This is a genomic window from Trichlorobacter sp. (assembly GCF_030247655.1).
GTDB lineage: Bacteria > Desulfobacterota > Desulfuromonadia > Geobacterales > Pseudopelobacteraceae > Trichlorobacter.
The window spans coordinates 1-14,508 of the sequence record NZ_JAOTRZ010000063.1 but is presented as its reverse complement, the minus strand read 5'-3'; the positions used below and the strand labels follow the sequence as shown (position 1 = coordinate 14,508).

Genomic DNA, 14,508 nt, shown 5'->3' with positions numbered 1-14,508 from the left:
TCCTGAGGCCAGGGCCGCCGATCAATACTCCTGCATAAAGAAGGGGCTCGAAATATACGGGATGACAGGAAACATCCCCAGTCCCAAATTCACCCTCGTATACCAGGCCCCTTCCTGTTTAAGATCTGCTGGATACACCATAAAACGTGTCTCCTTGTACGGAAGTGAAGTAGCAGTGGATTATGAAAAATAGGGAACATAAAGGTGACGTCTTGTCTCAAAAAATCCCTGCTGACGGAAAGCTCTTGATATGACACAGACACCGTTTACCTGTTCAATCGTTGTCGCTACTTTGCTGTTCATCACGGCCGGATGCGCACCACAGCACCCTGCTGTCCTTGTGAAGCAGGGTACGACAGCAGCGGCAGCAGATGACTTCAACCGCTCTAAACCAGAAGAGCTGCCAAGTGAGATTGAGGATATTCAGAAGATACCGCAGGATCTGCGCAGGTTCACCGCTACACTACAACCACTACCAGCCAGGGAAGAGCTGGCCAATGCCCTGCAGCGGTTTCGCACACAACATTTCTCCCCCTGGACAGAAGCAGCACCGGTTCACGACGTGAAACAATCAATCCAGGGGATGAAGGATATCGCAAAGACAACCTGGTATGGGGAGAACCGCCTGAAAGTAAAGCCGGAAAGGATCAAAGTAATCCTCGACCACGCCGACCTTGACCGACTGCCCTCCATGAACCAGCCGGGGATCGCCATAGCCCCCACCTTTATGCGGGGGCTGCCCAACCTGAAACCGCTGTATGAGACCTCTGATGACTTCCCCTTTGACCAGTTGCAGTACAGCGAGGTAAAACCCAACGAGCCGGTGCGTATCCTGCACCTGTCTGATACCGGGGCCTGGGCATTTGTCGAGACAGCCTATGGCCTTGGCTGGGTAAAAGCAGGCACGGTGCTACCGGTTGACAGATCAATGCAGCAACGGATGACCAGCGCTGATCTCATCGTCATTACCATGGATTTTGCGGTGATTCGGGGTGACAAGGGAAAGGCGATGCCGCAACCCAGAATCGGTGCATTGTACCCCCTTGTGCGCGAAGAACCGGACTACTGGCTGGCTGAGCTGTCTGTCTCTGGAGAGGATGATTGGGCAACGTTTAAAACAGCACGTATCCTGAAAAAGGATGCCCAACGTTTTCCGCTGCCGTTCTCCAGTGAAACCGTGACGCATATCGGTAACGAGCTGCTCAAGACCCCCTACGGTTGGGGAGAACTGTTCCGTGACCGGGACTGTTCAGCCACCACCAGAGATTTCTTTCTGCCGTTCGGCATCTGGCTGCCCCGTAATTCACAGGAACAGTTGCATTCCGGCCCTTTTGTCTCGCTGGCCAACCTCTCAAAACCGGACAAGGAAAAACTGCTGATCCAGCAGGGGGTGCCGTTTCGGACCATCGTCCACCGCAAAGGGCATATCATGCTCTACGCAGGGACACACAACGGTAAGCCGGTGGTGCTGCACACCACCTGGGCAATCCGCTTTAAAACCAAGAGCGGTCAGGAAGAAAAGTTCTACGTTGGCAGAACAGTGCTGACTACCCTGGAGGCTGGCTTTGAACTGCCACTCTCCAGAGGAACCCTGCTTGACCACGTAGACGGTATCTTGCTACTACCGAATTAAGCTTCGTAAGGTGGGCGTGCTTTTGCCACCGGTCAGCACGACCAGTTAGAGAACGTTTTTCTTTCAGGTCCAGTCCACGAACTGCATCAGCAGTTACGGCGAGGCGGCGGTTGCAAGCCATATCACCGGTGAGACCGTGGATCAGACCCTGCCCAATCTGCAAAAAGCGGCAACAGAACTCATTGATCGTGATTGCACTGATCCGGTTGCGTTGATCGATCAGTTTCGTTCCAAATTTGACGGCAATCATGCTGCCCTGGCCGCCTTTAAAATGGCGCTGTTTGATCTGGTCAGCCGCAGCTGGGGCAGACCGGAGGACAGAACAAACGCCAACGAAGTTGGCAGATACAAACGAATGTTGGCAGACACACACCTAGATACCATACCAAAATCATTGCACCTTGCATCTGGCACACTCTGTGCTTTTATTGAACAGGCGGTACATCACAACAACCATCAAAGGAGTATCACCATGAAACCACAGCTTAGCATCACTGCACTGCTGATTGCCCTTTCCACACTCTGCCTCTCCCCGTTGCATGCCGAAGCTGCAACCTGTCTCTGCGTTGGTTACGGCAACACAAAATATTGTGGCAACGGAAGCGCAGGCGGAGATTTTCTCAAAGTCGCAACGACCAGCAGCACTTCAATCCGTTACTTCCTTTCTACCACAGCCTTGCAGCTTGAGCTTACAAGCGCAGGCAAGGCGTACGACAGCAAAACCGGCTGGTTTTGCTGGAACGGCACGTTGAAGTAACGGGGTTTTTTATCCTTCCCACGCCGGGGCATATTTATCGTTCCCACGTTCCAGTGTGGGAACGCAGCTTGTGACGTTCCATCGTCACGGAATCACATAAAGGGGAGATGCCAATGGAAAAATCAAAACCCTTAAACAGCAGCTCTTGCTGCGTCCGGATCGCTACAGTCCTCTGTCTATTTATATCCCTGACCACAACCGCCCTGGCATTCCCCCTGCCAACACAGGAGCCGACACGGGCAATGCGCTACTGCACTGATGCCGGAACCACCTACTATTGCCTTCTGAACCTGGAGGGAAACACCATAAACGGCAAAACATGCAGTTTTGGAGACGTGAACAAAAACAACGGACAGGCGATCAAGGGAGGTGACATCAAAAACCTGGACTTGTGCATTCAATACTGTAGCGACTGGGCCTGCTACCATATCAAGGATCAGCAGAATTTAGCCGGAAAGCCGGTAGTGGGTTCACCCTGCTGCAATAGTTCAAGCTGGAAAAGTACGCGATAAGACAACAGAACAAAGGGGATAAAGCCATGATGAAAATCACCATTGCATCATGCCTGCTGGCTGCTGTTCTGGCAGTTGCCGCCATCTGCAATGCCGAAGAGATGCGTCTAAAATGCACCACAGACAACAGCTTTTTGACCAATCGCTGCAAGATTCAGGTGAACGCCATCACAAGGGTTGTGAACGGACAGCCCAGCAAGGGGCATCTGGTCTCCTGTCAGTCAAAATCGTTTACCTGTTTGCAAGGCAAATGCACCAACAATTTTGACTCGTCAGCCGGTGTTAAAACGTTCTCCTTCACAATGGACAGTTATAAGCAATTCTGTGAATTGCTGTGCAATCAACCGGCATGTACAAACCCTGGGGAATGGAAATAACCACAGCCTAACCCACCCTATTCCCAATTTGCAGCACACTGCACACCTGTCTTAAATACCGTACGGGGTAACCGTAAAGGTGCAGTTACGCTTTTAACCGGCCTGGCTGCTTAGATCTAAAAAGTCTGCCAAAGGATACCGACAACAAAATATCTGCTATACTGTCAGGCAAGCATTTTGGGCCGGTGTAACAGTCAAACCCAACAAGACAGCTGACGCGATCCCTATCCCACAAACAGACGAGGCATCATGTTTTCCTGCACCCGTCGCACCTTTCTTAAAACCAGCGCCCTGACCGGCGCTTCACTGCTGCTGCCCGGTCTGCTGCTTGGTGGCTGTGCCGCCACCCGCCCCGCAATCCGGCAGAGCTTTCCTGACCTGCAGTCATGGCCGCTGGAGCGTAAAATTGCCCAGATGCTGCTGTTGGGATTTCCCGGTGAGACTCTGGAACCGGACAGCCCGATTGATCGGGCGATCCGCCGCTACGGGGTTGGCGGTGTGGTGCTGTTTGACAACAACATTGATCTGGGGGTGACCGGACGCAACATCACCAGCCCAAGCCAGTTAAAGCAGTTGACCACCTCTCTGCAGCAGTCATCAGAAGTACCGTTGTTGATTGCGGTGGATCAGGAAGGTGGGGTAGTTGCGCGATTAAAGGACCGCTACGGTTTTCCTGCAACGGTATCAGCCAAGTATCTGGGGCAGCAGAACCGTCTGGAGCTGACCCGTTCATCCAGCGACAGTCTTGCGGCAACGCTGGAGGAATACGGTTTCAACCTGAATCTGGCGCCGGTGGTTGATCTGGCAACAAACCCGGACAACCCGGTAATCGCCTTTAAAGAGCGCAGCTTTTCTGCTGATCCAGCCCTGGTAACGGCCCATGCCGCCGAGTTTATCAAGGGCCACCACCGTCACCAGATCCTGACCTGCCTGAAGCATTTCCCCGGCCATGGCAGTTCCCGGGAGGATTCCCACCTGGGGTTGGTGGATGTAACCCGCTACTGGCATGAAAACGAACTGCAGCCGTACCGTGACCTGATCAGTCAGGGGCTGTGTGATATGGTGATGACCGCCCACACCTTTAATACCGCCATAGATCCCGTATACCCTGCCACCCTTTCAAAAGCCACCATTGATGGTATACTTCGCAAACAGTTGGGCTTTGACGGTGTGGTGGTCAGCGATGACCTGTACATGGGGGCGATTGTCCAGCATTACAGCTATGAGACCGCCGTGGAAAAGGCAATCAATGCCGGCGTTGACCTGCTGGTGGTGGCCAATGACAAGCTCTACAGCCCCGACATCATGCCCCGTACGATTGAACTGCTGTTAAAGATGGTGGAGCAAGGCAGGATTCCACGGGAACGGATTGATCAGGCCTGCAACCGGATTATTGCACTGAAGAAACGTACATTGAAACACGGGGATGCAGCATGAAGAAGATTCTGCTGACGACCGTCAGTCTGTTACTAATGCTCTGTGTGGCAGGCTGCCACAAGACTGAAAAGTCGATTACCCGTCTTGATGATGCCAAGACAGCAAAGATCGGCGTCATGACCGGCACCACCGGCGAAGAAATCACCAAAACGCGCTTTCCCAATGCCCAGGTCAAAAGTTTTGATGATGTGATGGACGCCGTAGCCGCCTTGAAATCGGGACAGCTTGAGGCGATAGTGACCGCCCTGCCTACTGCAGTCCAGGTTTCAAAGGTAAACAGCGAATTCACCACCCTAGCGGAACCGCTGGATAATGAAGACACCGCCATCGCCCTGAGAAAGGCAGACAGCCAGCTGTTGACTGATCTGAACCGGATCATTGCCGAGCTGAAATCAGACGGTACGCTGGCCTCCATGCGGAAGCGCTGGCTCAAACCGGATACCAGCCCCTATGAAGAGCTGAAGTTAGTCACCCCAAGCGCCGGAAAACCGTTGAAAATTGGCGTAAGCGCCACCCGCGAGCCGCTTAGTTTTGTGGATAAGGACGGCAGGGTCACCGGTCATGACGGTGAACTGGCCCGCCTGATCAGCATCAAGCTCAACCGCCCGATTGAGTTTTCAAACATGAAGTTCATGGCACTGATACCGGCCCTGCAATCGGGCAAGGTAGATATAATCCTGAGCGGCATGACCGCCACTGAAGAGCGCAAAAAAGCGGTCAACTTTACCCAACCCTACTTTGCCAATGCCCAGGTCATGCTGGTCAAAAAGAGCTCACAGGCGGTAAAATCCACGGCAATCCCTGCCTCTCTTGCAGAGCTGAAAGACAAGCGGATTTGCGTACTGAACGGCTCTGCAGGTGATCTGGCGGCCCGTAAAAACTTTCCCACCGCACAGTTTCAGACCTTTACCGCAGCAGCGGATGCGGCCCTGGCGATCAAGGCAAACAAGGCAGATGCCTTTATCTATGACAAGAGCGTGCTGCTGAACCTGGTTGAAAAGAACCCTGAGCTGATGATTATCGACAAGCCGGTTGCCAAGCTGGAAGTGGCTGCCGCAATTAAAAAGGAGAACACCCAACTGCTGGCTGAAATAAACAAGGCACTCCAAGATCTGAAAACGGAAGGTGCCCTGCAACGTCTCAGACAGAAATGGGTTGACGCGAAGTACCGTGAGACGCCAGCACTGCCGGCCATCAGCATGACAGCCGCCAATGGTGTCCTGAAGATGGGCACCTGCGCCAATCTTGAACCGTTTTCATTCCAGTCTAACGGTAAACTAACCGGTCTGGATATTGAGCTGAGTCAGTTGATCGGCAAACAGCTTGGGAAAAAGATCGAGATTGTGGATATGAATTTTGAGGCCCTGATTCCTGCCCTGCAATCAGGAAAGATCGATTTTGCGCTTTCAAATTTCAATGTAACTGAGGAGCGCAAGAAGCTGATCCTGTTCTCGCTGCCCTATATTGAAAATGATATTTCCGCGCTGGTCAGACGTTCTGACAACGCTGTGGCAGGCAGCAGTCAGCCCCAGCCAGCCCAAGACGGCGGAACGGAGTCAAAACTGCGCTCTGCTGACGATCTGAAAGATAAACGGATCGGCGTTCTGCTGGGTTCGGTGCATGACACCTACGCCACCAAACAGTATCCCCAGGCCACCATCCTGCAGTACAAAAGCCCTCCTGATCTGGTGTTGGCGGTCAAGTCCGGCAAGGTTGATGCAGCCTTTTATACCCACGAAACCCTGCTGGAGGTTCTGCGGCACGATCCGGCACTTGCCCTATTGGGAAAACCGCTCTTTTCCGTTCCGATTGGCGTTGGCTTTAACAAGGCCAATGACGCTCAACGCACACAGTTCAACACCTTCCTGAGGCAGATCAAAGAAAACGGCCTGTTTAAGGACATGGTTACCCGCTGGATCCTGCAGGGCAGTACCCAGATGCCAAAAATTGAAGGAACAAAGGCCAATGGACGGCTTATCATCGGCATTGTCAGCGACAAAGGGATGCCGTTTACCATCATTAAAGACAATACAATGATCGGCTTTGACGTTGAGCTGGCAGAGCGGTTTGCCGCCTACCTGGGCAAGGAACCGGTTTTCACTGATATGGAGTTTGGCAGCCTGATTGCCGCTGCCTCAACCAATAAGATCGACACCATCTTCAGCACCCTGGTGATTACCGACGAACGGAAAAAACAGGTCGCCTTTTCTGAGCCGTACTATGAACTGGGGGCAAGTGTCTTTGCACTACGCAAGAACATTGACGATGCTGCCAGCGCAAGCGATGCCCAAAAGCCTGCCGCCCCCTCCTTCCTCAGCGGTATTGTCAGCAGCTTTCAAAGCAACATTATCCAGGTAAAACGCTATCTGCTGATCTGGGACGGCCTGAAGACCACCGTGATCATCTCCATCTTTGCCACCCTCTTCGGCACCCTGCTGGGGGCGCTGGTCTGTTTCATGCGGATGGCAAAAAACAACCTGCTTACGGTTCCGGCAAAGATCTACATTGCCATTCTGCGGGGCATGCCGGTACTGGTGCTGCTGATGCTGATCTTCTATGTCGTCTTTGCTTCGGTCAACATCAACCCGGTAATTGTGGCGGTAATCGCCTTTGGAATGAACTTTGCCGCCTACAGCGCAGAGATCTTCAGGACCGGCATAGACGGGGTGGAAAAGGGACAGACCGAGGCAGGGGTGTCGCTTGGCTTCACCAAGACCAGCACCTTCTTCCATATTGTGCTGCCCCAGATGGTCAGGAGGATCCTGCCGGTCTACAAAGGTGAGTTTATCTCACTGGTTAAAATGACCTCCATTGTGGGTTACATTGCGGTGCAGGATCTGACCAAGGCCAGTGACATCATCCGCAGCCGTACCTTTGACGCCTTCTTTCCCCTGGTGATGGTGGCGATACTCTACTTCCTGATCTCATGGACCCTGATGCAATTCCTTGAATACCTGGAACGGATCACTGATCCGAAATTCAAAAAGAGAAAGGTGGCCAACCAATGATCAAGGTACACCACCTCTCCAAGACCTATGGCGACATTAACGTACTGAAGGATATTTCCCTTACCGTTGCCAAGGGAGAAGTCATCTCCATCATCGGCCCCTCCGGCACCGGCAAATCCACCTTCCTGCGCTGCCTTAACCTGCTGGAACAACCCAGTGGCGGATCAATCAGCGTGGACGGGATTGATCTGCTGGACAAAAAGAGCGATGTCCCCAGGATCCGGCAACGGATGAACATGGTCTTTCAATCCTTCAACCTGTTTTCCCACCTGACCGCCCTGGAAAACCTGACCATCGGCCCGATCAAACTGCTGGGGATCAACAAACAGGAAGCGGAGCAGAAATCCCTGGAGATCCTTAAACTGGTGGGGCTGGCAGAAAAGGCCGACAGCTTTCCCGACGAACTTTCCGGTGGCCAGAAACAACGGGTGGCCATTGCCCGCTGTCTGGCCATGAACCCGGAGATCATCCTGTTTGATGAACCAACCTCGGCCCTTGACCCACCATGGTCAGTGAAGTGCTGGCGGTTATCCGGCGGCTGGCCAAGGATGGCATGACCATGCTGATTGTCACCCATGAAATGGACTTTGCCCGTGATGTCTCCAGCCGGGTGCTCTACATGGATGAAGGCTTGATCTATGAAGAGGGCACACCGCAGCAGATTTTTGAAAATCCGCAAAAGGAAAAGACCCGGGCCTTTATCAACCGGATTCGCAGCCTGAATTACCGGATAGACTCACCGAACTACGACCTGTATGCCATGAATGCTGAAATTGAACTTTTTTGCGAACGGCAGATTCTGCCCAGAAAGAGCAGACAGAACCTGCTTTTACTGGTAGAGGAATTACTACAGATACACAACCCGCTGCTGGCCACAACCGCCCTTGATCTGACCATTGCCTATTCTGAAAAGAAGGAGACCCTGGAGATCATACTGGAAAATCGGGGAGAAACAGGCAATCTGCTGGATAAGGAACAGTTGCCCGATGAGCTGGGGTTGAACATTATCAATCACCTGGCCCAGGATATCAACTACCAGCGGATTGATGATACCAACAGACTAACCGTGACCTTGCGACGCAGCTAGCTGATTCGAGCTTTTATTACTAACACCAACAGGTGCCACCCTATGAATCGCAGACGATTACGCCCCAAAAATATCCGAACCCGTATCCTGTACGCCCTGTTGGGTACAGCACTGCTGTCACTGGTCTGTTTTGGCCTGGTTTCATTCTGGAGCATGAACAATCTTGGGCAGACCTCGCTGAAGGGAACCGTAGGCCTTAGCCAGGAGCTGCTCAAGATCAGCAAAGGTTCGCTTGAAACCCTGACCCAGGAAGGGCTGCTCAAGTCTACGGTGGATCAGGCCGCCCTGATTGATGCCCAGTTCCGCGACGTGGAAAACGACCTGAAGGTGCTGGTGGACAGCGCCGAGCGGATCTGGAAGACTCCTGGGCTTTATCCCCATAAGCGGTCTTACTCCATTGCAGACCAGCCACCTGACCCGAAGGCTGCCTCGGTCTGGCAGATTCCTTTGGGTGTACCTGCCAGTGCAGTTGCAACAGAACTACAGACCTCATCCGCCATGGACGATTTTATGATTTCGGTGCTAAAGAGCAACCCGATCATCAACGACTGCAACCTGGCTACGCCCCAGGGGCTGTTCCGGCGTTTTCCCTGGTCTGCCAATATTGACAAACAGTATGATGTCCGCAAACGGGACTGGTTTACCCGGGCGCTGTCCTCCGGGACCCTGGGCTGGAGTGAGCCGTATGTGGGGGTTATTGCCCGAAACCTGCGGGTCAACTGTTCAGCACCGGTCAAAAAGAACAATAAAATTGTTGCCGTCATCGGTCTGAATGTTCCGCTGACCACCATTCAGGAGCGGATCATCAAGATGCGGATCAACAATCAGGGCAGGGCCTATCTGGTCTCCAAAGACCGGCGAATCCTGGCCCGTGAAGGTCTGGACACCAGCAGTAATGACTGGGGAGAAAAACAGAAAGGGGAGTTTTTCTCCTTTGATGACCAGAAGGCGATGCCGCTGCTGGACAAGAATCTTGCCTCAGGCACCCCTGGCATCATGCGCGGCATGTTGGGAAAACAGGACAGTTTTGTGGCCTATGCCCCCTCCAGCACCACCGGCTGGTCAGTACTGTTTGCCCTGCCGGTTGAGGCGGTCTATGCCCCGATCCGCCCGACTGAACAGGCGATTGTTGCCCAGACCAAGGCCGCCAGCAGTCTGGTCTATCAGCAGATCGGCATTACCATGGCCATTCTGGCAGGCGTTTTCCTGCTGGTGTTAGGTGGCGTCACCGTGATTTCCCGTCGGGTGGCGCAAAGGATCACAGCGCCGATCCTTGAACTGGAAACCGGTGCAGAGATTATCGGTAATGGCAATCTGGAACATCGCCTGCAACTCCAGAGTGGCGATGAGATTCAGCAACTGGCAGAGACCTTTAACCGGATGGCAGCGGACCTGTCCCGCCATATTCATGATCTGACCGAGACCACGGCTGCCAAGGAACGAATTCAGAGTGAGCTGAAACTGGCTACCGATATCCAGGCCTCATTGCTGCCCCGCATCTTCCCACCCTTTCCTGACCGCAAAGAATTTGCCCTGTTTGCCCTGATGGAACCGGCCAAGGAGGTGGGGGGTGATTTCTACGATTTTTTCTTCCTGGACCAGCGCAGGATCTGCCTGATTATCGGTGATGTGTCTGACAAAGGGGTGCCGGCTGCCCTCTACATGATGGTGGCCAAGACCCTGCTGAAGAGCGAGGCGCTGCGGGATGAAACCCCGGCCCAGATCCTGGAGCGTACTAACTCGATCCTGGCTTTGGACAACGAGACCTCCATGTTTGTGACGGTCTTCTGCGCCATTCTGGATACCGATACCGGCCAGCTTGACTGCGCCAATGCCGGGCATCTGCCGCCGCTCATCCAGAAGGCGGATGGCAGCACCGTCTACCGCAGTTTCTCCCCCGGCTTTGTGCTGGGACCGATGCCGGATATCAGCTACCAGACCGAGCAGATTATGCTGCAGCCGGGTGAACTGTTCCTGCTCTATACCGACGGGGTCAATGAAGCGGTTAATCCTGCCCTTGAAGAATACGGGGAGAAACGTCTGCTGGATTGCGTAACAACACTCCCTGCTGCACCACCGGAGCAGATCATTCATGCCATCAGAGCCGAGGTACTGGGCTTTGCCAATGGCGCGCCACAGTCGGATGATATCACCATGCTGGCCATCCGCTATCTGGGGAAAAAAGCTTGCTAGTTCGGCTCTGCATCATACTGTCAGTGCTGGGCATACTTTTGACCTCTGTTGCCCATGCAAAAGAACGGGTTGAGATCGCCATGGTGCTCTGGCGCGGTGAAACAGTGGCAGAACAGGGGTTTCGTGAAAAGCTGGCTGCATCGCCAGACTATGACGTCGTAGTTACCGCCTTTGACGCAAACCAGAGCAAGGAAAAGTTGGACCGGATCCTGGCCGGGCTGGACCCTAAACGTTTCCGGCTGGTCTACACCTTTGGTACCATGGTGACCCAGGCAGCCCTGCAGCAGACCAAAGAGCTACCGATCATCTTCAACATTGTGCAGCGACCGGTTGAAGGCAAGATTGCCGCCAGCATGGAGCGGCCCGGCGGCTTGGCCACCGGCGCATCCAACCTGGTGCCGATGGACAGCGCCTTCCGCACCCTGGGCACCCTGATGAACATCCGCAAACTGGGTTTTGTCTACTCAAGCCACGATCCAGCCCCCCTCTACCAGTTGGCAGAGATTAAAAAGCAACAGAAGCGGTTCGGCTTCAAGACCCTGGAGTTTCCGATCAAGGGCAAGGAGGGGATTGCCTCCACCATGAAGCAGGTGATTGATGCCCGGGTTGACGCCGTAATCTTTCCGTCTGACTCTTTTGTCAAGGCCAATGCCAGCCGTATTATCGGCATCCTCAATAAACACCGGATTCCCAGCGTTGTGGTTATCCCGGAGATGGTCAGCGAAAACGGTGCGCTGATTTCTCTGGGACCGGACTACCGCACCCTTGGCCGACTTGCCGCAGATAATGCCCTGTTGGTACTGAAGGGAAGCAAACCAGGCCATCTGCCGGTTCGTGTCGTGCCGCAACTCTCCATCATGATCAATCTTGCCACTGCCGACCGGTTAGGCATCCATATCCCGCTGCAACTGTTGTCGGTTGCCACGGCGGTAAAGCGATGACAGACACTGCTGCAGCCCTGATCAGCAGCGGTGCCACCGCAGCCCAGTTCCTCTCCCTGCGAATCCTGGCAACAGCCATGATCATCATCGTGGCCGGTGCCTTAATGGCCAAATGGGAGGGAGGAGGCCAGCAGAGCACCCTGGCCCGACTGAACAGCCAGATCTTTATCCCCTGCCTGATTTTTGCGGCCATGAACCGTACCCCTCTGACACTGTCTGAAGCACTTACCATGGGGACCGGCGCCCTGTTTTTCTCCCTCTGCTCCTATCCGCTTGCCCACTGGTGGGTTGCGCGGGATCCGGATGGTGACCGGAACGGTTTTATCTCCATGATGTTTGGCAGCACCAGCACCCTGCTGCTGCCGCTGGCCTATCTGCTGTTTGGCAGCCAGGGCTTGACCAAGGCCGCTTTTTTTCACCTGGTAAACCTGTTTTTAATCTACACCTGGGGCCGCTGGCGCGCCGGACACCCCACCCAGTTGGTGGCCTTCCTGAAAACACCGACCCTGCATGCCGTGCTACTGGCACTTGGGCTTAAACTGTTTGAACTTGATCTTCCCGGACAACTGCAGGACCTGCTCTGGCTGGTGGAAAAGGGGATCGGCATGATGGCAAGCGGCGCCCTGCCGATCCTGCTGATCAGTCACGGCTATGCCCTGTACTGCCTGCGCAGCTCCGGTGCAACCTGGTGGTCTGGCGCAGCGTTTCTGCGCATGCTCTGGCTGCCACTGGTGGCAACCGCACTGATTCTGATACTGCGGACAATCGGCCTGGCACCGCTGGACAAAGGCTATGACCTGATACACTACCTGGATCTGCGCACCACCGAGGCGATCCTGCTACTGGCCTCTGCCCTGCCCTGCACCATTTCCGCCTTCTGGCGGCCAGGTGATACGCCACTGTCTAAACGGGACTCGTCTCTGCTGCTCTCATCAGCCCTACTGTCGATCATCGCCTTTGGCCTGCTGGTGTATGTCATTAACCGTTATATTTTTAATTCCTGAATCGGAACCACCATGTTCTCAAACCAGAATTTTCTGATCATCAGCGCCGTTATCCCCTCCTTTGCCATCGCCTTTGCCGGTTTCTGGCTGGGCAGACTGGACACCAAGCGGGAACTGAACCAGAAGAGCATCTCAAACCTGGTCTACTATTTTCTGGTGCCGTCGCTGATCTTTTCATCCACCCATAAGCGGGCCTTTGACCCGTCAGAATTCTCGCTGCTGTTTGTATCAGCCATTGCCATGATCGCGCTGATGGTGCCGGTGGCGCTGTTGTTGAAGCGTCGTGCCGGTGTATCCCGCAACGGCTTCATCCTGCCGCTTATCTTTATGAATACCGGCAACATCTCCCTGCCGATCGCCCTGCTGATGTTCGGCAATGAAGGGCTCTCCAAATCAATCATCTTCCACCTGGCCAACATCTTTGTGCTGTACAGCGCCGGGGTCTTTCTGGTCAGCGGCCAGACCGACCTGAAGCAGTTTCTGAAGATACCGGCCCTGTATGCCATGATCGCCGGTGTGGCAGCCGCAACCCTGCCGATACCTGAAGCACTGAAACCTGCCCTTTATTTTGCCGGCAAGCTGACCGACATCCTGGGTTACGGCGCCATCCCGCTCCTGATCGTTAACCTGGGCTATTCAATGAGTGATATAAGGCTTGAAACGCTGAAAACAGGGATTGCAGGAGGGATGATACGGTTGATTGGCGGGCCGTTGCTGGGATTTGGTCTGGTGTTTATCTGGCGTATGATCGGCTGGACACCGATTGATCCAACCCTTGATCCCTTGATCTGGCTGGGATACCGGACCTCAGAGGCGGTTATCATCCTGAACGCCTCCATGCCGGGGCCGGTCATGGCCTACCTGTTGAACCTGAAGTATGACAACTGCCCGGAACAGGCGGCAGCCATGGTGGCGGTCGGCACCCTTGGCGGGATCGTCACCATACCGCTGGTGCTGCAGCTGATTACCACGCTGATCATGAAGGCCGGTTAGCCTCAGAAATCGTTTCACACAGAGAAAACCGGTCAAACTCTGAAAAGCAATCAGCCGCCATAGAACGCAAAGAGCACAAAGAACGACAGACAGTTAAAACAGGTTTCAAAAGCAGTTAAAGCTATGTTCTTTTCTTTTATTTCCTTGCGTTCTTTTGCGGCAAGATGCCGTTTTCAGCTCAGTAGATCAAAATATAGCCGTGGGACTCCGCGATCTTTCTGACTTCGTCCTTATCATTAATCCGGTAGGTCTTGCCTTCCAGAGTAAACAACCAGCCATCACCATCCTCCACCACTGACTCCAGCAGTGCCTCAAAGGTTGCGGTTTTAACCATATAAGTTTCCCCCTTTTTTGCACCAGTTCCAATTAAAGAATGAACACAAGCCAGAATAGAGGTACGTCATGCAAATCGTCCGTACACGTCTAGATCATTCCCTGTACTTTTACCTCTGCCTTTAACCAGGCATACACCACCGGGGCTGCCACCAGTCCTGCAATACCAAAGACCGCTTCAAGAAGCAGCATGGCGCTCAATAGTTCCCATGCCGTTGCCTGCATCTCATGTC

General features: G+C 53.8%; 11 protein-coding genes and 1 pseudogene. 11 read left to right on the top strand and 1 reads right to left on the bottom strand.

From position 1 onward, the window contains the following. From OEL57_RS07640 to OEL57_RS07585, 11 genes and pseudogenes are all read left to right on the top strand, one after another. Positions 1–193 (top strand): hypothetical protein (locus tag OEL57_RS07640; RefSeq protein ID WP_300739258.1); only part of this gene is annotated, 193 nt, incomplete at its 5' end. 57 nt (positions 194–250) lie between these two features. Continuing rightward, positions 251–1,633, top strand: a complete 1,383-nt coding sequence (locus tag OEL57_RS07635; protein WP_300739255.1) for an SH3 domain-containing protein — start codon at positions 251–253, stop codon at positions 1,631–1,633. A 136-nt stretch (positions 1,634–1,769) separates the two neighbouring features. Further along, positions 1,770–2,390 (top strand): hypothetical protein, encoded by a 621-nt coding sequence (locus tag OEL57_RS07630; protein ID WP_300739252.1) that lies wholly within the window; start codon positions 1,770–1,772, stop codon positions 2,388–2,390. 538 nt (positions 2,391–2,928) lie between these two features. Next, a complete protein-coding gene (locus OEL57_RS07625; RefSeq protein ID WP_300739249.1) occupies positions 2,929–3,279 on the top strand; it encodes a hypothetical protein in 351 nt (116 codons plus the stop codon). Positions 3,280–3,528: 249 nt separating this feature from the next. Beyond that, entirely contained in the window at positions 3,529–4,716 is a 1,188-nt protein-coding gene (locus tag OEL57_RS07620; protein ID WP_300739246.1) for a glycoside hydrolase family 3 protein, read from the top strand. Then, positions 4,713–7,724, top strand: a complete 3,012-nt coding sequence (locus OEL57_RS07615) for an ABC transporter substrate-binding protein/permease (RefSeq protein ID WP_300739243.1) — start codon at positions 4,713–4,715, stop codon at positions 7,722–7,724. Before OEL57_RS07620 ends, OEL57_RS07615 begins: the two co-directional genes overlap by 4 nt. Then, positions 7,721–8,430 (top strand): annotated as a pseudogene (locus tag OEL57_RS16985) (amino acid ABC transporter ATP-binding protein); the annotation flags it as partial. The gene OEL57_RS07615 and the pseudogene OEL57_RS16985, both read left to right, overlap by 4 nt. Before the next feature lie 423 nt (positions 8,431–8,853). Next, complete coding sequence (locus tag OEL57_RS07600) at positions 8,854–11,004, top strand: SpoIIE family protein phosphatase (RefSeq protein WP_300739236.1); 2,151 nt, start codon at positions 8,854–8,856, stop codon at positions 11,002–11,004. Then, positions 10,998–11,945, top strand: coding sequence for an ABC transporter substrate-binding protein (locus tag OEL57_RS07595; protein ID WP_300739234.1), 948 nt, complete (start codon positions 10,998–11,000; stop codon positions 11,943–11,945). Before OEL57_RS07600 ends, OEL57_RS07595 begins: the two co-directional genes overlap by 7 nt. Next, complete coding sequence (locus tag OEL57_RS07590; RefSeq protein ID WP_300739232.1) at positions 11,942–12,949, top strand: AEC family transporter; 1,008 nt, start codon at positions 11,942–11,944, stop codon at positions 12,947–12,949. The genes OEL57_RS07595 and OEL57_RS07590 overlap by 4 nt, the downstream gene beginning before the upstream one ends. Positions 12,950–12,961: 12 nt before the next feature. After that, entirely contained in the window at positions 12,962–13,942 is a 981-nt protein-coding gene (locus OEL57_RS07585; protein ID WP_300739230.1) for an AEC family transporter, read from the top strand. Between the two features lie 178 nt (positions 13,943–14,120). Here the strand turns inward: OEL57_RS07585 and OEL57_RS07580 are convergent, their stop codons facing one another. Next, complete coding sequence (locus tag OEL57_RS07580; RefSeq protein ID WP_300739228.1) at positions 14,121–14,276, bottom strand: hypothetical protein; 156 nt, start codon at positions 14,274–14,276, stop codon at positions 14,121–14,123. Positions 14,277–14,508: the final 232 nt, after the last annotated feature.

Excerpts from the sequence above, each read along its gene's own strand:
- OEL57_RS07585 (WP_300739230.1), top strand. The coding sequence starts at position 12,962 with ATGTTCTCAAACCAGAATTTTCTGATCATCAGCGCCGTTATCCCCTCC.
- OEL57_RS07625 (WP_300739249.1), top strand. The coding sequence starts at position 2,929 with ATGATGAAAATCACCATTGCATCATGCCTGCTGGCTGCTGTTCTGGCA.
- OEL57_RS07635 (WP_300739255.1), top strand. The coding sequence starts at position 251 with ATGACACAGACACCGTTTACCTGTTCAATCGTTGTCGCTACTTTGCTG.
- OEL57_RS07615 (WP_300739243.1), top strand. The coding sequence starts at position 4,713 with ATGAAGAAGATTCTGCTGACGACCGTCAGTCTGTTACTAATGCTCTGT.
- OEL57_RS07590 (WP_300739232.1), top strand. The coding sequence starts at position 11,942 with ATGACAGACACTGCTGCAGCCCTGATCAGCAGCGGTGCCACCGCAGCC.
- OEL57_RS07600 (WP_300739236.1), top strand. The coding sequence starts at position 8,854 with ATGAATCGCAGACGATTACGCCCCAAAAATATCCGAACCCGTATCCTG.
- OEL57_RS07620 (WP_300739246.1), top strand. The coding sequence starts at position 3,529 with ATGTTTTCCTGCACCCGTCGCACCTTTCTTAAAACCAGCGCCCTGACC.
- OEL57_RS07580 (WP_300739228.1), bottom strand. The coding sequence starts at position 14,276 with ATGGTTAAAACCGCAACCTTTGAGGCACTGCTGGAGTCAGTGGTGGAG.